Consider the following 19,004-nt stretch of genomic DNA (forward strand, 5'->3'; position numbering starts at 1 on the left):
GGCTTATCGGGTGCCCAAGTCCGAACCGACATAGGCGATGCGCAGCATATTGGTCGAACCGGGCGTCCTTAGCGGCACGCCGGCGGTGATGATGACGCGGTCGCCGGGCTTGCCGAATTCCTCTTCAAGCGCGATGCGGCAGGCGCGATCGACCATGTCGTCGAGATCGGTGGCATCGGGGGAGACGACGCAGTGCGTGCCCCACAGCAGCGACAGCCGCCGCGCCGTGTTGACGATCGGCGACAGGGCCACGATCGGCACCTGCGGGCGCTCGCGCGCGGCGCGCAGGCCCGTGGTGCCGGAAGCCGTGTAGGTGATGATCGCCGACAGTTTCAGCGTCTCGGCGATTTCGCGGGCCGCCAGCGAGATCGCATCGGCGCCGGTTGCTTCAGGCTCGGAACGCTGGGCGTTGATGATGCCTGCATAGGTCGGATCGGTTTCCACCTTGGTGGCGATGCGGTTCATCATCGCCACCGCTTCCACCGGATAGGCGCCCGCGGCCGATTCGGCCGAAAGCATGATGGCGTCGGCGCCTTCGAAGACGGCGATCGAAACGTCGGAGACTTCCGCGCGGGTCGGCACGGGCGCGGTGATCATCGATTCCAGCATCTGCGTGGCGACCACCACCGGCTTGCCGGCGCGGCGCGCTGCGCGCGTGATCTGCTTCTGGATCCCGGGCACGGCTTCCAGCGGCATCTCGACGCCGAGATCGCCGCGCGCGACCATCAGCGCGTCTGAGAGTTCAATGATTTCGGCCAGACGGGCAACCGCCTGCGGCTTCTCGATCTTGGCCATGATCAGCGCCCGGCCGCGTGCGATCTTGCGCGCTTCGGCCAGGTCCTCCGGCCGCTGCACGAAGGACAGCGCTATCCAGTCGACGCCGGTGGCGAGCACCGCGTCGAGATCCCTGCGGTCCTTCTCGGTCAGCGCGCCGACCGGCAGGTCGGTATCGGGCAGGCTGACGCCCTTTCTGTCGGAAATCGTGGTGCCGGCAACGACGGTGCAGACGATCGCCTTGCCGTTGGCCTTCACCGCTTTCAGCTCCAGCTTTCCGTCGTCGATCAGCAGCCGGTGGCCGGCCTCGACCGAACTCAGGATTTCGGGATGCGGCAGATAGACCCTGGCCGCGGTGCCGGGCTCGGGATTGTCGTCGAGCGTGAAGGTCTGGCCGACGGTCAGCACCTCCTTGCCGTTGGCGAACTTGCCGACGCGCAGCTTGGGTCCTTGCAGGTCGGCAAGGATGCCGATCGGCCTTCCGACCGTCTCCTCGACGGCGCGGATGCGTCCGACCAGCGTGCGCATCAACTCGTGATCGGTATGGCTCATGTTGATGCGGAACACATCGGCGCCCGCTTCGAACAGCTTCTTCAGCATTTCCTCGGAAGAGGAGGCCGGACCGATGGTGGCTAGGATCTTGACCTTGCGGCTGCGTCTCATTGACTGTTTGTTCCCGGGGCGGCTGGCGCGCCTCCCGTTGCGGGGTCGTCGGTTAGCTGGACCATCCAGCTTGCCTGCTCGCCCGTGTCGTATTCCTGGAATCCGGCGCGCTGGAAGCCCCGGGCGACGCAATCGGTGACGCCGGCGATCTTGAACTCTTTTTCAGCCACGCACATGTTGATCGGGCCGTCCCAGCGTCCGCCGCGTTCGGCGTCTTCTGCATAAAGATAGTAAAACCTTGATGACAGCGGCCCTTCGATCAGCGTCTTGCAACTCGATCCTTCGATGTGCCACCAGCCCTCGGTGATCCAGCCGGCCTTGGCACGATAGCCGATGCCGACGCCGACCAGGTTTTGCGTCGCGTTGCAGACGCGGAAATCAGCGCGGGCGGGCGAGGCCGCAACCATCGCGGACAAACCCACGGCGAGCGTCAGGAGCGGCATGGCGAAGGCGAAGCGCACGCGCCGCCCGCCGGCGGAACTCATCCTGAAACCCCTCAAGAACCACATCAGCATCTCTCTGCGCCCCTTTTCGGAAAAGTCCGGGCGCATGTCAACGCGCCGTTTTGTCCAATTCCAATCGATTTAAGAAGGCTCCCGGCGCGCGATCCGTCGCCCCTTGCCAGATTTCAGCGGAAACCTTGGCCAAACAACGGCATTGCGCCCGCGTCGTCTTCGTGGAAAGACGATAGCATCCTCCCCGGAAGCCAGCGAACAGACCATTTCCCGCCAATGACCCGATCCACAGTTTTCGCGCCTTTCGATGTCGTCGAGGGCGACCGCAAGCGGGGCATGGTGCTGTTGGCCGACCATGCCCGCCGCGACCTGCCTGAAGACTATGGCAGCCTTGGCCTGCCGGCGGCGGCGTTCGACCGCCACATCGCCTATGACATCGGCGTCGAGGCGGTGACGCGCGAACTCGCTGCCTTGCTCGATGTGCCAGCGGTGCTCGCCAATTTTTCGCGGCTGCTGATCGATCCCAATCGTGGTGAGGATGATCCAACGCTGATCCGTCAGCTCTATGACGGCACCGTCGTGACAGGAAACTATCCACTCGCCCCGGAGGAGCGCGAAAGGCGGCTTGACCGCTTCTACCGGCCCTATCACGACGCCGTCGGCGCCACGATCGCCTCGGTCGCGCAGGCTTCCGGCAAGGCACCCTTCATCTTCTCCGTGCATTCCTTCACGCCGGTCATGCAGGGCAGGCAGCGGCCGTGGCATGTCGGCGTACTGTGGGACCGCGACGACCGCGTGGCGCGGCCGCTGATCGACATGCTGGCCGCTGACAAAAACCTCGTTGTCGGCGACAACGAGCCCTATGACGGCGCGCTGCGGGGCGACACCATGTTCAGGCACGCCATCGTCAACGGCTATGCCCACGCGCTGATCGAAATCCGCCAGGACCTGATCGCGACCGGCGGGGATGCGCTTTCGTGGGCTGAGCGTCTGGCGCCGATCGTTGACGCGATCGATCGCCGTCCCGATATACACCAAGTGAAGATGTTCGGCTCGCGCACCGGGCCGTTATGAGGAGGTTTCGATGACCGAACTCAGCGACGAACAGAAACGCGACTTCGAGGCCGCCGCCTTTCGCCGGCTGGTGGCGCATCTGCGTGAGCGTGGCGACGTGCAGAACATCGATTTGATGAACCTCGCCGGCTTCTGCCGCAACTGCCTGTCGAACTGGTATCGCGAGGCCGCGGAAGCCGAAGGCGTCGATCTCAGCAAGGACCAGTCGCGCGAGATCGTCTACGGCATGCCTTACGCGCAATGGCAGGCGCTGCACCAGACCGAAACCTCCGACGCCAAGAAGGCCGAATTCGAGGCCAGGCGACCCAGAGACCACTAGGTGGTCTCTTACGTCCTCGATTTTCTTGAGCGTTCGGTTTGGCCCAAATGCTTCCCGAGCGCAGCGCTTGACTGGAAATTGAATCGATCTAATTTGCCGCGCAAAGCCACTTTCTGACCGGATTCGCCTATGAACGCGTCGAATGCAATGCAGACCGCCATTCGCGGCCGCTGGGCCGTGGCGGCCATCTTCCTCGCCAACGGCTTCCTGACCGGCAGCTGGGCGCCGCAGATTCCGGTGTTCCTGACCCGCCTCGACATTTCCAAGTTCACTCTGGGGCTTTTGATCCTGCTGTTCGGCGCCGGCGCCGTCACCGCCATGACCTGGTGCGGTCACCTGATTTCGAAACACGGCTCGCGCACCGTGCTGCGCTGGTTTGGCCTCTGCGGCAGCCTCGGCCTGCTGGTCGTGGCGCTGGCGCCCAACGTGCCGCTGGCTGCCGTCGCCATGTTCATCTTTGGCGGCTCCATCGGCGGCATGGATGTCGCCATGAACGCCAATGCGGTGGTGGTCGAGCGGCGGCTGTCGCGCGGGATCATGTCCTCCTCGCATGGCTTCTGGAGCCTCGGCGGTTTCGCCGGCGGTGCCCTTGGCGGCTTTGCCATCCAGAATTACGGCCACCTCGCCCACGCCGCGGTCGTGACGGCGCTTGCCTTAGCGGCGATCGCGGCGGCGGTGCCCTATATCGTCGCCGAGGGCAGGCCGCAGGCTGCGGAGCATCATAAATTCACCTTGCCGGGAAACCCGCTGGTCTACCTCGTGGGCCTGATGGCGCTGCTGACGATGGTCTCCGAAGGCGCGGTACTCGACTGGGCAGCGCTTTATCTCAGGCAGGAACTCGGCGCCGATCTCGCCATTGCCGGTCTCGCCTACGCCGCCTTTTCCGGTGTCATGGCGATCATGCGTTTCTTCGGCGACGGCGTGCGCAATCGTTTCGGGGCCGTGACGACGTTGCGCGGTTCGGCGATCATCGCTGCCGCCGGCATGCTGATCGCAGGCCTGTCGCCCTCACCCTGGCTTGCCATCTCCGCCTTCGCTCTGTGCGGCTTCGGCATCGCCAATATGGTGCCGATCATCTTTTCGGCCGGCGGCAACCAGGAAGGCATGTCATCGGGCACCGGCATGAGCGTCGTCACCACCATGGGCTATTCCGGCATCCTCGTGGCGCCCTCGGCGATCGGCTTCGTCGCCGAGCATTCCAGCTTCGGCCCGATCTTCATCGCCATGTCGGGTCTGCTGATCGTCGTCCTGCTGATGGCCGGATTAGCTCATCGCGCCGAATTCGCTCCCGAAGCGGCGCCGGCCGAATAGCGTTTCAGTTCCTCGTGAAGGAAATCCGCCACGCGTCGGATGCGCACGCTGGTGCGCACGTCGCGATGCATGGCCAGCCACACCGGCAGCTTGGGCAGCGGCAGGCCCGGCAGCACCTCCTCCACCAGGGGGTCCCGCTTGGCCAGCGGCTCCTGGCCGAGGCCGATGCCGTTTCCCGCCCGCACCGCCTCCCAAAGCACGATCTGGTTGTCGGTCCGGAAGCGAAAACTGTTCCGGGTGACCGATATGCCGGAATGCGTAAAGCCTCGGATCATCTCCTCGCTCCGGTCGAAGCCGATCAGCGCGTGGTCGAGCAGGTCGGCCGGCTCGCGCGGGCGGCCGCACCGGTCGAGATAGGCTAGGGAAGCACAGGCGCAGAGCGCGATATCGCAGACCTTGCGCGCCACCAGCTCGTTCTGTGTCGGCTTGACCATGCGGATGGCGATGTCGGCATCCCGGCGCAGCAGGTTCTCGACCTGGTTGGAAGCGACGATCTCGACCTCGATGCCGGGCTCCTCGACACCGAGCCGCGCCATCATGTCGGGCAGCACATAGGCCGCCACCACCTCGCTGGCGGCGATGCGCACCGTGCCTTCGATCGCTTCGACCGAACCCAGCGCCAACCGTGAAAAGGCACTCGCTTGCGCGCTCACCGCCTTGCCGCGCTCGAAGAGAGTGGCCCCGGCTTCGGTCAGCGCGTAGCCGCTTCGCCCGCGCCGGAACAGGATGACGCCGAGCGCTTGTTCTAGTTCCGAGATGTGGCGGCCAAGCGTCGGCTGGCTTGCCGATAGCTTTCTCGCCGCGGCCGACAGGCTGCCGGTCTCAGCGACCGTGACGAAGCTCTTGATCAGGTTCCAGTCGATATCAGCCATTCACAACTGAATATCAGAACTGCACACATGGTCAATTTCAATTCATTGGTAAGGCAATCATATTCGGCCTGCAAACATCGATACGCCCTGCAATAAGCCAATCAGGAGTAACCCAAATGACCAGGATTGCACTCACCGCCGCTGCCCTCCTCATCGCCGCCAACGCCGCTTTCGCAAGCAGCGACAAGTTCGGCTCGAACAATGCCAGCCAGACGCCTGTCGCCAGCAAAGACAAGACGATCACCACATCGATCGAGAAGTCGAATGCAATCATCCGGAAGCCGGTCGTCCAGGGCAGCAACCGCGACCTCTTCGGCAACCGCTGAACAGACGCCGAGATATCCCCAAGGCGGTGGGCTTGTCCCGTCGCTTCACAGCAAACAGGAGACGAAGAATGACCAAGATTGCAATCCTCGGCGCCAATGGCCGGCTCGGCCGCGTGGTCGCCAAGGCCTTCATCGACGCGGGCTATGATGTCCGCGCCATCACCCGCACCGGCAAGGTGCCGGCTGAGCTTGCAGGCGCGACGGCCGTCGCCGGCGATGCGCTGGACCGCGAGTCTCTGATCCGCGCGACGCAGGGCGTCGACATCATTTTCAACGGCCTGAACCCGATCTACACCGGCTGGGGCAAGTGCCTGCCGATGGCCGAGAATGTCATGACCGCCTGCCGAGCCAACGGCACGCTGCATCTCTTCCCCCGGCACCGTCTACAATTATGGCTCGCCGATGCCGGCGGTGATCACGGAAGACACGCCGTTCCATCCGACGACCGAGAAAGGGCGGATCCGCTGCGCCATGGAGGAGCTGTTCCGCCGTGAAGCTGAGGCGGGTCGGGTGCGCACGATCATTCTGCGCGCCGGCGATTTCTTCGGCGGCACCGGCAACGGCTCCTGGTTCGACCTCGTCGTCGCCGCCAAGATGAGCAAGGGCATCTACACTGCGCCCGGCCCGGCCGATCTGGTGCATGAATGGGCCTATCTGCCGGATTTCGCTGTCGGTTTCGTCGCACTGGCGCGCAATCTCGACAAGCTCGGCTCTTACGAGGCGCTGAATTTTCCGGGCCATGCCGTCACCGACATCGAGATCAAGACGGCCGCCGAAAAGGCGCTCGGACGCAAGCTTAAACTAAGCTTCATGCCCTGGTGGGTGCTGCGCGCCGGCAGCCCGTTCGTGGCGATGTGGCGCGAGATCGTCTCGATGTCCTATCTGCGTTTCGAGGCGCACCGGCTGGCCTCGGCGCGGCTGAACGAGATCATCGGTGAAATCCCGCACACCCCTCTGAACCAGGCGGTGCACGAAGCCTTGCAGGATATCGGCGTCGCCGTCGCGCCGGCCTGGCACCAAGCAGCGTGATTGCCGAGCGTGCCGAAAAGACGGGAACGGCGGGCTCGGCCGCAAATCGTTGCCAGTCAGATCCGGCCCATCAGAAGCAGGATAAGCACCACGACGAGGACGACGCCGACGATGCCCGACGGCCCGTAGCCCCAGGAGCGCGAATGCGGCCATGCCGGCACCGCGCCGATCAGGATCAGGATCAGGATGATGATGAGAATCGTGCTGATCGTCATTTTAGAGCCCTCGCCGTCTGGTTGAATCCGAGGGAACAATGCAAAAGGCCGCCCGGTAGTTCCCGGGCGGCCTTTTGACCTGCCTTGCGAAACCGCTCTATTCGGCGGCCTTCGGGAAGGCGACTGCCGGCTCGGCGTCGCCATCGGCCGCTGGCTCCTGCGGCGAGATCTCTCGCTTGCCGCGTCGCAACAGCCGGCTGAACCACCCTCGCCGCGCGCCGGGCTTGACCTTGGCGCGGGTGAACACCATCAGCATCGACGGCGTCACCACCAGCGTCAGCACGGTGGCGAAGGACAGGCCGAACACGATCGCCGACGACAGCGAAATCCACCACTGCGTCGAAGGCGCGTTGATCGTCGTCTCATGATGGAAGATCTCGAGACCGAGGCCGAAGGCGATCGGCAGCACGCCGAGGATAGCCGAAACCGCCGTCAGCACCACAGGGCGAGCACGCTCGCGGCAGGTCTGCAGCACAGCTTCCATCTTGTCCCAACCCTCCTCGCGCAGCCGGTCATAGGTGTCGATCAGCACGATGTTGTTGTTGACCACCACGCCGGCCAGCGCGATGACGCCGATGCCCGACATGACGATGCCGAACGCCTCGCCTGTCAGAAGCAGGCCCAGGAACACGCCGATCGTTGCCATGACCACGCAGGACAGCACCAGCCAGACGCTGGTGAACTTGTTGAACTGCGCCAGCAGCACCAGGAAGATCAGGAAGATCGCCGCGCCGAAGGCCTTGCTGAGGAAGGCGCTCGCTTCCGCGCTGTCCTCGTTGGAGCCGGCGAGCTTCCAGCGTATGCCGCTGCCGAGATCCATGTCCGAGACCGCCTTGGTCACCTGCTCCTGTACGGCGGCGACCTGCGCGCCGGCGGCGACATTGGCCTGCACCACCACGGTGCGCGCGCCGTCGATGCGGTTGAGGATGCCGACCGTCGGCTCGGGCTTGCGCACGACGAAATTCGAGATCGGCACCGATCCTTGCGACGTCTGCACCCTGAGTTCGTCGAGCGTCGACAGCGTGCGCCGGTCTTCCGGAAGGCGCAGGCGGATGTCGACGGCATCGTCGGCGCCCGCCGGCCGGTATTCCGACAGCTTCAAGCCGTTGGTCACCAGCTGCACCACGGTGCCGACCGAGGTCGGGCTGATGCCGTATTGGGCGGCCTTGGCGCGGTCGACCTCGAGCGCCCAGTCGACGCCGGGCGGCGGCAGGCCGTCCGAAATGTCGATGACGTTGGGCACCTTGGCGATCCGCGCCGCCACCGCGCGCGCCTTGTCGTCGAGCCCCTTGGGATCGGCGGCCGAAAGCCTGATCTGGATCGGCTTGCCGGTCGGCGGACCTGCCTCCGGCACGCGCACCTCGACATCGACGCCGGGAATGCCGGCCATGACGCCGCGCAGGTCGCTGAGGATCTGGTTGGCGGACTTGCGCTCGCGCCAGTCGACGAATTCGTACTGGATCACGCCGACGACGTCCTCGGGAATGTCCTGGCCGCCGCCCTGAGTCTTGCCGGCGCGTGTATAGACCGATTTCACGCCCGGCCAGCCGAGCAGCCTGTTCTCCGCCGTCCTGGTGGCGGCATCCATCTCGGCCAGCGAAAGATTTCCGCGCGCATGCACGTAGAGCAGGCCGTAGTCCGGCTCGACGCTGGGGAAGAACTCGACGCCGGCGCCGTATTTCGAATAGGCGTAGCCGACGCCGAACAGCAGCGCCACGGTGAGCACCAGGACGGTGATCGGGAAGCGCACCGCCTGCTTGACGATGGCCATGTACCAGCCGTCGCGGTTGTCGTCCTCGTGATGCTTCGGCGCCTTGGCGAAGATCGCGCCCAGCGTCGGCGCGAACACCAGCGCATAGAGCATCGAGGCCGACAGCGTGACGATCAGCGTGATCGGCATGTATTTCATGAAGTCGCCGATGATGCCGGGCCAGAACAGCAGCGGCGAGAACGCGGCGATGCGCGTCATCGTCGCCGCGATAACCGGGCCGGCCATGCGCTTGGCGGCGAGCGCGAAGGCATCCGCCTTCGGCATGCCTTCGCTCATGCGCCGCTCGGCGAACTCGGTGACGATGATGGCGTCGTCGACCAGCATGCCGACAGCCAGGATGAGGCTGAACAGCACGATCATGTTGATCGTGTAGCCCATCATGGCAAGCAGCAATATGCCGATCAGGAAGGACGATGGTATGGCCAGCCCGATGAGCAGCGAGGCGCGGCCCGACAGCGCGTAGAGAATGACGATGAACACCAGGATCACGGCGATCATGACGTGGTTCTGGAGGTCACCCAAGAGCTGGTTGACGAAGACCGACTTGTCCTGCGTGTAGGTGACATGCATGCCTTCGGGCATCGTCTTGATGAAGGTGTCGGACACCTCCCTGACATGGTTCAGCGTGTCGATCAGGTTGGCGCCGATGCGCTTCTTCACCTCGATGGCGATGGCCGGCTTGCCGTCGAGGCGAGTGACCGTCTCGGCGTCCTTGAAGGTCGAGCGTATGGTGGCGATGTCCTTGGCCTGCACCACGGCGTTGGGTGTGGCGACGACCGGCAGGTTGGCCACGTCCTCGGGCGTCTCGATCAGCGACGGCACCTTGACCGCGTATTTGCCTTCCGAGCCTTCGAGATTGCCGGCGGCGACCAGGCTGTTGGAGGCGCCGACGCCTTGCATCAGCTGGTCGAGCTGCAGCCCGTAGGAGGACAGCTTCACCGGATCGATGACCACTTCGACCAGATCGTCGCGCGCGCCCTGCAGCGAGCCTTCCAGCACGCCCGGTACCTCTTCGATACGGTCGCGCAGTTCGCGCGCAGCCGCCGTCAGCAAGCGCTCCGGCACGTCGCCCGACAGAGTGACGACGAGGACCGGAAACTCGGAAACGTTGACCTCGTTGACCGTCGGCTCCTCGGCCGCCTGCGGCAGGTCGGCCTTGGCGTCCTGCACCTTGCTGCGCGTGTCCTGGAGCGCCGTGGCCAGATTGGTTTGCGGCTGGAACTCGACAAGCACGTAGCCGCCGCCCTGGAAGGCGGCCGAGCGCATCTCCTTGAGGCCCTTCAGGCTCTTCAGCTTGCTTTCCATCGGCCGCAGGAGAAGGCGTTCCGAATCCTCCGGCGAAATGCCCTGGTAGATCAGGCTGATATACATCATCGGGATCGGAACGTCGGGTTCCGCTTCCTTGGGCGTCGACTGATAGGCGACCCAGCCCGCCGCCAGCAGGAACAGCAGGGCGGATATTGTGAGGCGGGCGTTGTGGATTGCGAGTCTGACGATATCCATGACTTGATGCCTGCTGTTTCTTCGGAAGCGGCGAACTGGCGGGAGGCGCCGGAGATCCCGACGCCGGGCTTTGCGCTACTGCGTACCGGCGGTGGCTTCGCCGATCAGCTTGTTGATGGTCGCCTGGTCGGCCTCGACGGGCTTGACGATATCGCCTTCCTTCACCAGTTCCTGGCCGGCGACAATGATGCGCGCATCTTTCGGAATTCCGCCGAGCACGAGACCGTTCGGCGTGTCGTCCACCAGGTCGATCGGGTAGAAGGCCACCTTGTCGTCGCTGCCGACGGCGCGGATGCCGAGATCACCCTTGTCACCCAGCGTCACCACCGAACGCGGCAGCAGAACCGCATCGGTCGGCTCGGCGCTGAGCGTGATCTCGGCCGTCATACCGGCGGGGATGCTGCCATCCGCATTGGGGATCGCCACTTCGACACGGAAGGTGCGGGTCTGGGAGGAGGCGTCGCGGCTGATATACCGCACGGTGCCGGTGACCTTCTGGTCGTTGACCAGGCGCACATTGGCCTCTTCGCCGATCTTGATGTAGCGCAGGTCGCGTTCGCTGATTTCGCCGCGGGCGATCACCGGATCGAGCTTGAGGATGGTCGCCACCTCGCCGCCTTGCATGACCGAGCTGCCGAGTTCCACCGGCACCCTGTCGATGACGCCGTCGAACGGCGCCTTGACCTCGTTGCGGTCGAGCTCGGCCTGCGCGGTCTCCAGCATTGATTGCGCCGAGGTCAAATTCGAGCGCGCCGTGTCGAGCTGCAGCTTCGGCAGATTGCCGGTCTTGGCCAGCCGTTCGGCGGCGTCGAGCTCGGCCCTGCGTTGCGCCAGCAATTGCTTGGCGTTGTCGACATTCGAGATTTTCTCTTCGGCCGCCAGCATCAGAACCAGATCGCCCGTCTTGACGTGCTGGCCTTGGCTGACCGGCAGTTTGTCGATGACACCGGCGACGCGCGTTGCCAGCACCGCGCGCTTGTCGGCCTCGGTCAGCCCCGAAATGCGGATAGCGCGCGCATAGGTCTTGCGCGGCGGCGTCACCACCGCGACGGTGCGCGGCGCGGCTTTCGGCTCGGCTTGCGCCGTGTTCGGCTTGCCGGCCTCCGGCGTCTTGGCCTTTTCGGCCTCTGCCGCCCTCTGGGCGTCGGCGGCGGCACTGCCAACGGATGAAAACTCGCCCGTCGCCATCCAGGCGGCGAAACCGATGAGCACAACAATGGCAGCAAGCTTGTGAAACCTGATTTTCGGCATCGTCGTTTTTTCCACTGCGGGGTTTGGCCGGGACTGCGTCCTCCTCGAGGAGCGCGTCGCCGATATGGGTGCGCGCCAGGCCGTGTTCAAATTGCCGTGATCGGCGAAGCGCGCTTCTACATCAAGTTTGCAACGCAATATAGTCGGAAAGTTGCAGCAGCATTGCGAAGCTGGACAGAGTATAGCCCTCGCGAAGCATTTTTTTGCCCAACTAGGGTGCGGCTTTAGCGGGGCTCGTTGGCGACCGATGATCGGCCGTTGAAGGCCCGGTGCCGCCGGGCCTGCGTCTGCTCTCGGAGGCACGACGCCGGCGCGAGGCGATTTTCAACCCCACGCGGGTTTCGAGCACGATGATAACCTCGGCCTGACGGACCATCCCGGCGTGCGACATTTCACGCAACACACTGGAATTGCTTGAAGAACGGACCGTTCAACTCTGATCCAGATCGTCGTTCCCTGGTCAAGCCGGATGCTCCAGGAGCGAGGACGGGTCGCCTCGATGCGTCTGCTCCATCGCGTTCCGCCGTCTAGGCTTGAGACATGATATAGCCTCGAACAAAACGCCTGCTGGTGCTGTTCGTGGCAGTATTCCTCGCCCGCCAGTCACCGTTCCGGATACGGTCGAGGGATGGCGCCCAACAGCGGCGCCCGCACGACACTGGCAGCAGGCGTCAGCATGATGATGCGCGCCTCACACGCGATGGTTGTTGCTGGCGCCGGAAGGAACTTGCTGGCACCGCGCGGCAGATCACGCCCGTGTGACGGATGCGGGTTCAGGCCCGGCGACGCTCCGCTTCGGGGTTCTTGCGCGCGGCCAGGAATTCCTTCACCCGTCGGCCAGGTGCCGGACCCCGCACCGGCTTGAAGCCGTCGTCGAGCTCGCCGGAGAGGTCGAGCGTCGGCCGCTTGCCGACGGCATCGTAGTTCTCCTCCAGCCAGTCGCTGGCGGCGGTGCGGCCAAGATCGCGCAGATAGGCCAGGAATGCCCATTCGGCATTGACCTTCGATGATGCCGACAGGTCCTTGAAGGCCTCATCGGCGTCGATGCGGTGCATGCGGATGTCCCGGTACTCGCCCCGCGGCAGGCGGCCGGCGGCGATCAGTTCCTTGACGAAGGCGATCGAACGGAATTCGCGCAGCAGCCCGGCGTTGAAGGTGATCTCGTCGATGCGGTTCTGGATCTCATTGGCGCTTTTGGGCGTTCCCTCGCGCACGACCGGATTGATCTGCACCAAAAGCACGTCCTCGGTGGCAGCCGTCTTGAAGAACGGATAGAGCGCCGGATTGCCGCCATAACCGCCATCCCAATAGGGCACGCCCTTGATCTCGACGGCGCGGAACAGTTGCGGCAGGCAGGCCGAGGCCATCACTGTGTCGAGGTCGATCTCGCCATCGGAAAACACCCGCAACTGCCCTGTCTCGACATTGGTGGCCGAGATGAACAGTTCCATCGACTTGCAGGCGCGTACATTGTCGAAATCGATCCCCTGCGCGACCACGTCGCGCAGCGGATTGAGGCCGAGCGGGTTGGCGACATAGGGCGAGAACACGCGCGACATGGTGTCGAAGAAGACATAACCCGGCGTGTTCTCGATCGACCAATTGCCCCAGGCGACGTCCCACGGCATGCGCTGCACCGGGCTGAACCGGCCCTTCGCCGCCACCGCATGCCAGAAGTCGTCGAGCTTCTTGCGCGCGCCTTCGACGCCGCCGCGAACGAAGCCGTCGGCCAGCGCCACCGCGTTCATCGCGCCCGCGCTTGTGCCGGACACCGCTGCGATCTCCAGCCGGCCATCCTCCAGAAGCCGGTCGAGCACGCCCCAGGAAAAAGCCCCGTGGGAACCGCCGCCCTGAAGCGCGATGTTGATCTTCTTCTTTTCCTCCGCCTCGCCGTTCTTCGTCATGGCGTTCCTGTCGATCCGGTGCCTGACTTATTGCGCGCGCCCGGGAATCGGGGCGTCACCGTCACGGCAGACCTATGTTGCAGTGCAGCATATAAGGACACACCAAGGCAAGAACACGAGCACGGTCGCGTGATCGCATGAAATTTCGATCATGCAGAAACACCCCTCCGCCTCGCGACAGAAGGGTGGCGCATCTTCGAAACAGATTTGATGCTCAGGCGACGAGGTCCGGCATCGGTCCGACATAGCGCGACAGCGGCCGGATCAGCCGTCCCGTCGTCTGCTGCTCGCGCGCATGCGCGACCCAACCGGCGACGCGCCCGGCCGCGAAGACATTGCTGAAGGCTTGGCTGGGAAAACCCGCCGCTTCCAGCACCAACGCGGTGTAGAACTCGACATTGGTCTGCAGCGAGCGCTGCGGCTTGGTAATCCGAAGCACATCGAGCGCCGTCTGTTCGACTGTCTCGGCGAAGGCCAGCCGGCGACCGGTCTCGCGCTCGCCGCCGAGCTGCCGCACCACCGCCTTCAGCACATCGGCGCGCGGATCGCGCACGCGGTAGATGCGGTGGCCGAAGCCCATGATGCGTTCACCACGCGCGATCTCGCCGCGCAGCCAGCCGGCGGCGTCGCCATGCGCCTGGATGGCGTCGAGCATCTCGATGACAGGGCCGGGCGCGCCGCCATGCAGTGGGCCCTTGAGCGCCCCGAGGCCAGCCAGCACCGACGATGTCAGCCCGGCCTGCGTCGAAGCGACGATGCGCGTGGCGAAGGTCGAGGCATTGAGGCCATGGTCGCAGACGGTCACGAGGTAAGTGTCGAGTGCCTTTGCCAGAACCGGCGTCGGCACGGAACCGTCGAGCATCCTCAGCATATCGGCGGCATGATCGGCCTTCCCATCCGGCGCGACCGGCTGCTCGCCGTGCTGCAGGCGCAAGAGCGCCGGCGTCAGCACGGCGGGCGCCGCGATCAGCCGAAGCGCGTCCGTCAGCGTCTCGCCGTCCGGCAGCAGCGCCATGCCGGCGCGCATGGCGCTATAGACGTCGAGCGGCGCCAGCAGGGGCAGGCAAGACAAGAGCCGGTCGAACACCTCGACGCGCGCCTGGTCCAGTCTCGCGGCCAGTTCCGCGTCTCCGGGAAGGTCGTAGAAGAAGCCGTCGAGAAGCAGGCGAACGACCTGCGGATAGTTCCATCGCCCGGCCAGTTCCGGCAGGAAGTACCCCCGGATCGTCAAGCGGCCGCCCAGCCCATCCACGTCGGACAGCACCGTTTCCGCCGCCACCACATCATCGAGCCCGTTCGCCATGGCTTTGTCTCCTTGAGCTTTTCCGACACTAAGGATAAGGATGGGCAACACGCGCATCAATCTTGATCAACATAATCAATATGGGACCGACATGTCCGAATGGCTGTCGCGGGACGAGGCGCTGGAACGGCTCAAGGTGCGGCCGCAGACGCTCTACGCCTATGTCAGTCGCGGGCGCATCGGCATGCGCCCGGACAGTGCCGATCCACGCCGCAGCCAATATCGCGCCGACGATATCGCGGCCCTGATGATGCGAAGAGAGCGCGGACGCAGCCCATCGGCCATCGCCGAAAGCGCCATCGCCTGGGGCGAACCCTCGCTCGTCACCTCGATCTCGACCGTTTCGCACGGCCACCTTGTCTATCGGGGCCGCGACGCCGTTGCGCTGTCCGAACATGCCACGCTCGAAGAGACCGCCGCCGTGCTGTGGGCCCTGCCTGAGCCGGTGGGTTTCGAGGCTCCGGCCTCGGATCAATCCCAACAACTCGGCCGAGCCCCGGCCTTCATGCAACTTGCCATGCTCGCCGGCCAGGCGCGGCCTTCACTAGGGCGCGGCGCCGCCTCGCTGTGCGCCGACGCCGCGCGCGCGATCGGCGTGCTAGCCGGCGCTCTTGGCGCCTCGGCGGGATCAGATCCGGTGCACATGCGGTTGGCGCGAGGCTGGTCGGTGGATGAAGGCGGGGCGCAGGCTATCCGGCGCGCCCTTGTGCTGCTTGCCGATCACGAACTCAACGCATCGACCTTCGCGGCGCGCGTCGCGGCCTCGACCGGAGCCTCGCCCGCCGCCTGCCTGCTCGCGGGTCTGGCGACACTTTCCGGTCCGCGGCACGGTGGCGCCGGCGAGGCGGTGATGCAACTCGCGGACGATGCGGCGCGGCACGGCGCCGATGCGGCGATCCGGCGCTGGCTCGGCCATGACAGGCCTTTGCCAGCGTTTGGCCATCCGCTCTATCCCGAAGGCGATCCCCGCGCCACGGCGCTTTTGGCGGCCATCGACAACACCGACAGAACATTGCGATCGCTGGAAATCGCCGCCATTGCCGCGACCGGCGCCCGCCCGAACGTCGACTTTGCCCTGGCCGTTCTGACGCGCAGCCTCGACCTGCCGCGCGATGCGCCGTTCCAGCTGTTCGCGCTTGGGCGCAGCGTTGGCTGGGCCGCCCACATGGTCGAACAGGCAATGAGCGGCGGCAGCATCAGGCCGCGCGGTCGCTATGAGGGATTATTGCCGTAGGATCGGAAGAAAAGCGCTGCGCGCTCACGACATGGTGTCGAGCTTGCGCTGCATGGCCGCGATCTGGTCCTTCAACTGCTGCAGATCGTCGGGTTTTTCCGGCGTTTCCTTCCTGGCCGGTTCGGCGGGGGCCGCCGCAGGTGCCGAGCCTGCCGGCGGGAAAGGCGTGAACAGCCGCATGGCATTCTGGAACATTTCCATGTTGCGGCGCGTCTGCTCCTCCAGCGCCTTGATCGGCGTGGCCATCTTCATCATGTCGAGTGGTGACTTGCCGATGGCGCCCTTCATCTGCTCGCGGAAGCGCTCCTGTTCCTTGGAGAAGGCGATCATCGACTGTTCGAGGAAGCTCGGCACGATCATCTGCATCTGGTCGCCGTAGAAGGCGATCAACTGGCGCAGGAACGGGATCGGCAGCATGTTCTGCCCGTCCTTGTTCTCCAATTCGAAGATGATCTGGGTCAGAACCGGATGCGTGATGTCGTCGCCGGTCTTGGCGTCCTGCACCGTGAACTCTTCGCCCTTCTTGACCATTTCGGCCAGGTCCTCGAGCGTCACATAGGTGCTGGTGCCGGTGTTGTAGAGCCGGCGATTGGCATATTTCTTGATGACGATCGGATCGTCTTTCGCAGCCATCTGCATCCTCCCCGGACACCGGCGCGCCTGAGTAAGCCGCCGGTAACGATTGCGCCCGTTCAAAGGATATGCGCAAAAGCGTCACAATTCCAAGCAGTTTGTGCAGTGCGGGATTAATTATCGCTGCATGGCCGGTGAAATATGCTGCGCAGCAGCGGACAGCTTGATGTCGCGGCCATGCGCAGCTTGCTTGCGACGCATGGGTGCCCTGCCGATTTCCGGTTTGACTCGGGGTTGGGAAAGGGCAAGAAAAGTCTTCAATGACAGAACATCAGCTTGAAGTTTGGAGAACAGAATGCCCGCTTCCAATGCCATCGTCGTCGCCAGCGCGGCGCGCACACCGGTCGGTTCCTTCAACGGCGCTTTCGCCGCCACCCCGGCTCACGAGCTTGGCGCCGTCGTCGTAAGGGAATTGTTGTCGCGCGCCGGCGTCGAGGCGGCCGAAGTCGACGAGGTCATTCTTGGCCAGGTGCTGACCGCGGCCCAAGGGCAGAACCCCGCCCGCCAGGCTTCGATCCTCGCCGGGCTGCCCAGGGAGACCACCGCCTGGGGCCTCAACCAGGTGTGCGGCTCGGGCCTGCGCGCCATCGCGCTCGGCATGCAGCAGATCGCCACCGGCGATGCCAAGGTGGTTGTCGCCGGCGGCCAGGAATCGATGTCGATGTCGCCGCACGCCCAGCATCTGCGCGCTGGCGTCAAGATGGGCGACTACAAGATGATCGACACCATGATCAAGGATGGACTGTGGGATGCCTTTAATGGCTATCACATGGGCAACACGGCCGAGAACGTCGCCCGCCAGTTCCAGATCACCCGCGAGGACCAGGACCAGTTCGCGCTGGCCTCGCAGAACAAGGCCGAGGCCGCGCAGAAGGCCGGCCGGTTCAAGGACGAGATCGTCGCCTTCACCATCAAGGGCAAGAAGGGCGATACAATTGTCGACCAGGACGAATACATCCGCCATGGCGCGACGCTGGATGCCATGACCAAACTGAAGCCGGCCTTCGACAAGGACGGCACTGTGACCGCCGCCAATGCCTCCGGCATCAACGACGGCGCCGCCGGCGCGCTTTTGATGAGCGAAGCGGAAGCTGCCAGGCGGGGCATCACCCCGCTGGCGCGCATCGTCTCCTGGGCGACCGCGGGCGTTGACCCGGCGATCATGGGCACCGGTCCGATTCCCGCCTCGCGAAAAGCGCTGGAAAAGGCCGGCTGGTCGGTCGGCGATCTCGACCTGATCGAGGCCAACGAGGCTTTCGCCGCGCAGGCCTGCGCGGTCAACAAGGACATGGGCTGGGATCCCTCGATCGTCAACGTCAATGGCGGCGCCATCGCCATCGGTCATCCGATCGGCGCCTCTGGCGCGCGCATTTTCAACACGCTGGTCCACGAGATGCGCCGAAGAGGTGCCAAGAAGGGTCTCTCCACCCTGTGCATCGGCGGCGGCATGGGCGTCGCCATGTGCGTCGAAGCGCTCTAAAAGAGAAGTGAATGGGGAGTAGCGAATAGGGAAGAACGGCGTCGGCGCAATGGGATATCTGATCCCTGCTCGTCATTCGCTACTCCCTGTTCACTCTCCCAACCAAAGGGAGGGAGCGCATGACCAAGGTTGCAATCGTCACGGGCGGATCGCGCGGCATCGGCGCGGCAATATCGATGGCGCTGAAGGAAGCCGGCTATTCGGTTGCCGCCAACTACGCCGGCAATGATGAGGCGGCGAGCAAGTTCACGGCCACAACCGGCATCAAGACCTACAAATGGTCGGTCGCCGACTACGACGCCTGCGCCGCCGGCATCAAGCAGGTCGAGGCCGATCTGGGCCCGGTCGCGGTGCTGGTCAACAATGCCGGCATCACGCGCGACGCAATGTTCCACAAGCTGACGCGTGAGCAGTGGAAGGAGGTCATCGACACCAATCTCTCCGGCGTTTTCAACATGACGCATCCGCTGTGGAGCGGCATGCGCGACCGCAAGTTCGGCCGCGTCATCACCATCTCCTCCATCAATGGCCAGAAGGGCCAGGCCGGCCAGGTCAACTACTCCGCGGCCAAGGCCGGCGACATCGGTTTCTCGAAGGCTCTGGCCCAGGAAGGAGCCCGCGCGGGCATCACCGTCAACATCATCTGCCCAGGCTATATCGCCACCGAAATGGTCCGGGCGATCGACGAGAAGGTGCTCAACGAACGCATCATCCCGCAAATCCCGGTCGGGCGCCTCGGCGAGCCGGAGGAGATCGCGCGCTGCGTCGTCTTCCTCGCCTCCGAGGACGCCGGCTTCATCACGGGATCGACCATCACCGCCAATGGCGGCCAGTACTTCGCCTGAGGTCTCGCCGGGCTGCCGGCTTCCCGGTGCCGATTGAAAGGG

Annotated in this window: 17 protein-coding genes and 1 pseudogene; 8 read left to right on the top strand and 10 right to left on the bottom strand. The window is 64.7% G+C overall.

Features of this window, described 5'->3' with window-relative positions; all coding sequences use genetic code 11:
- Positions 1 to 3 precede the first annotated feature (3 nt).
- Both pyk and LB547_RS18185 read right to left on the bottom strand, forming a co-directional pair.
- Entirely contained in the window at positions 4 to 1,437 is a 1,434-nt protein-coding gene (gene pyk / locus LB547_RS18180; protein ID WP_140493391.1) for a pyruvate kinase, read from the bottom strand.
- A complete protein-coding gene (locus tag LB547_RS18185) occupies positions 1,434 to 1,898 on the bottom strand; it encodes a DUF1036 domain-containing protein (protein ID WP_404928014.1) in 465 nt (154 codons plus the stop codon). Before LB547_RS18185 ends, pyk begins: the two co-directional genes overlap by 4 nt.
- 270 nt (positions 1,899 to 2,168) lie before the next feature.
- On the opposite strand from LB547_RS18185, the gene LB547_RS18190 reads away from it, so the two are divergent.
- The 3 genes from LB547_RS18190 to LB547_RS18200 all read left to right on the top strand — a co-directional run bounded on the left by LB547_RS18190 (position 2,169) and on the right by LB547_RS18200 (position 4,596).
- A complete protein-coding gene (locus tag LB547_RS18190; RefSeq protein WP_140654745.1) occupies positions 2,169 to 2,966 on the top strand; it encodes an N-formylglutamate amidohydrolase in 798 nt (265 codons plus the stop codon).
- Positions 2,967 to 2,976: 10 nt separating this feature from the next.
- On the top strand, positions 2,977 to 3,285 hold the full coding sequence (locus LB547_RS18195) for a DUF1244 domain-containing protein (protein ID WP_140493382.1): 309 nt from the start codon (positions 2,977 to 2,979) through the stop codon (positions 3,283 to 3,285).
- Positions 3,286 to 3,414: 129 nt separating this feature from the next.
- Positions 3,415 to 4,596 (top strand): MFS transporter, encoded by a 1,182-nt coding sequence (locus LB547_RS18200; RefSeq protein ID WP_140759271.1) that lies wholly within the window; start codon positions 3,415 to 3,417, stop codon positions 4,594 to 4,596.
- Here the strand turns inward: LB547_RS18200 and LB547_RS18205 are convergent.
- Entirely contained in the window at positions 4,554 to 5,468 is a 915-nt protein-coding gene (locus LB547_RS18205; RefSeq protein WP_140759269.1) for a LysR family transcriptional regulator, read from the bottom strand. The genes LB547_RS18200 and LB547_RS18205 overlap by 43 nt on opposite strands.
- A gap of 116 nt (positions 5,469 to 5,584) precedes the next feature.
- On the opposite strand from LB547_RS18205, the gene LB547_RS18210 reads away from it, so the two are divergent.
- Positions 5,585 to 5,794: a DUF680 domain-containing protein gene (locus LB547_RS18210; RefSeq protein ID WP_140566908.1), complete on the top strand. Its 210-nt coding sequence runs from the start codon at positions 5,585 to 5,587 to the stop codon at positions 5,792 to 5,794.
- Between the two features lie 68 nt (positions 5,795 to 5,862).
- Positions 5,863 to 6,823 (top strand): annotated as a pseudogene (locus LB547_RS18215) (SDR family oxidoreductase).
- Between the two features lie 56 nt (positions 6,824 to 6,879).
- On the opposite strand, the gene LB547_RS18220 reads toward LB547_RS18215, so the two are convergent.
- The 5 genes from LB547_RS18220 to LB547_RS18240 form a co-directional block, all read right to left on the bottom strand.
- Positions 6,880 to 7,038, bottom strand: coding sequence for a DUF3309 family protein (locus LB547_RS18220; protein WP_140493366.1), 159 nt, complete (start codon positions 7,036 to 7,038; stop codon positions 6,880 to 6,882).
- A 97-nt stretch (positions 7,039 to 7,135) separates the two neighbouring features.
- Positions 7,136 to 10,312 carry an efflux RND transporter permease subunit gene (locus LB547_RS18225; protein ID WP_140560810.1) on the bottom strand — a complete coding sequence of 1,059 codons (3,177 nt, stop codon included), beginning with the start codon at positions 10,310 to 10,312 and terminating at the stop codon, positions 7,136 to 7,138.
- A 75-nt stretch (positions 10,313 to 10,387) separates the two neighbouring features.
- Complete coding sequence (locus tag LB547_RS18230) at positions 10,388 to 11,563, bottom strand: efflux RND transporter periplasmic adaptor subunit (RefSeq protein WP_140554937.1); 1,176 nt, start codon at positions 11,561 to 11,563, stop codon at positions 10,388 to 10,390.
- Between the two features lie 773 nt (positions 11,564 to 12,336).
- Entirely contained in the window at positions 12,337 to 13,467 is a 1,131-nt protein-coding gene (locus LB547_RS18235; RefSeq protein WP_140676708.1) for a patatin-like phospholipase family protein, read from the bottom strand.
- Positions 13,468 to 13,681: 214 nt separating this feature from the next.
- Positions 13,682 to 14,770: a citrate synthase/methylcitrate synthase gene (locus tag LB547_RS18240; protein WP_140759267.1), complete on the bottom strand. Its 1,089-nt coding sequence runs from the start codon at positions 14,768 to 14,770 to the stop codon at positions 13,682 to 13,684.
- Positions 14,771 to 14,861: 91 nt separating this feature from the next.
- Between LB547_RS18240 and LB547_RS18245 the strand changes: the two genes are divergently transcribed.
- Positions 14,862 to 16,004: a citrate synthase gene (locus LB547_RS18245; RefSeq protein ID WP_140759265.1), complete on the top strand. Its 1,143-nt coding sequence runs from the start codon at positions 14,862 to 14,864 to the stop codon at positions 16,002 to 16,004.
- Positions 16,005 to 16,028: 24 nt separating this feature from the next.
- Here the strand turns inward: LB547_RS18245 and phaR are convergent, their stop codons facing one another.
- Positions 16,029 to 16,637: a polyhydroxyalkanoate synthesis repressor PhaR gene (gene phaR / locus LB547_RS18250; protein WP_140493348.1), complete on the bottom strand. Its 609-nt coding sequence runs from the start codon at positions 16,635 to 16,637 to the stop codon at positions 16,029 to 16,031.
- A 117-nt stretch (positions 16,638 to 16,754) separates the two neighbouring features.
- Positions 16,755 to 16,952, bottom strand: a complete 198-nt coding sequence (locus LB547_RS18255; RefSeq protein ID WP_140493345.1) for a hypothetical protein — start codon at positions 16,950 to 16,952, stop codon at positions 16,755 to 16,757.
- On the opposite strand from LB547_RS18255, the gene LB547_RS18260 reads away from it, so the two are divergent.
- Both LB547_RS18260 and phbB read left to right on the top strand, forming a co-directional pair.
- Positions 16,933 to 18,117 (top strand): acetyl-CoA C-acetyltransferase, encoded by a 1,185-nt coding sequence (locus LB547_RS18260; protein WP_140493342.1) that lies wholly within the window; start codon positions 16,933 to 16,935, stop codon positions 18,115 to 18,117. The genes LB547_RS18255 and LB547_RS18260 overlap by 20 nt on opposite strands.
- A 119-nt stretch (positions 18,118 to 18,236) precedes the next feature.
- Positions 18,237 to 18,962, top strand: a complete 726-nt coding sequence (phbB, locus tag LB547_RS18265) for an acetoacetyl-CoA reductase (RefSeq protein ID WP_140627981.1) — start codon at positions 18,237 to 18,239, stop codon at positions 18,960 to 18,962.
- Positions 18,963 to 19,004: the final 42 nt, after the last annotated feature.

This window comes from Mesorhizobium sp. B264B1B, from assembly GCF_020165765.1.
In the GTDB taxonomy this organism is placed as follows: domain Bacteria; phylum Pseudomonadota; class Alphaproteobacteria; order Rhizobiales; family Rhizobiaceae; genus Mesorhizobium.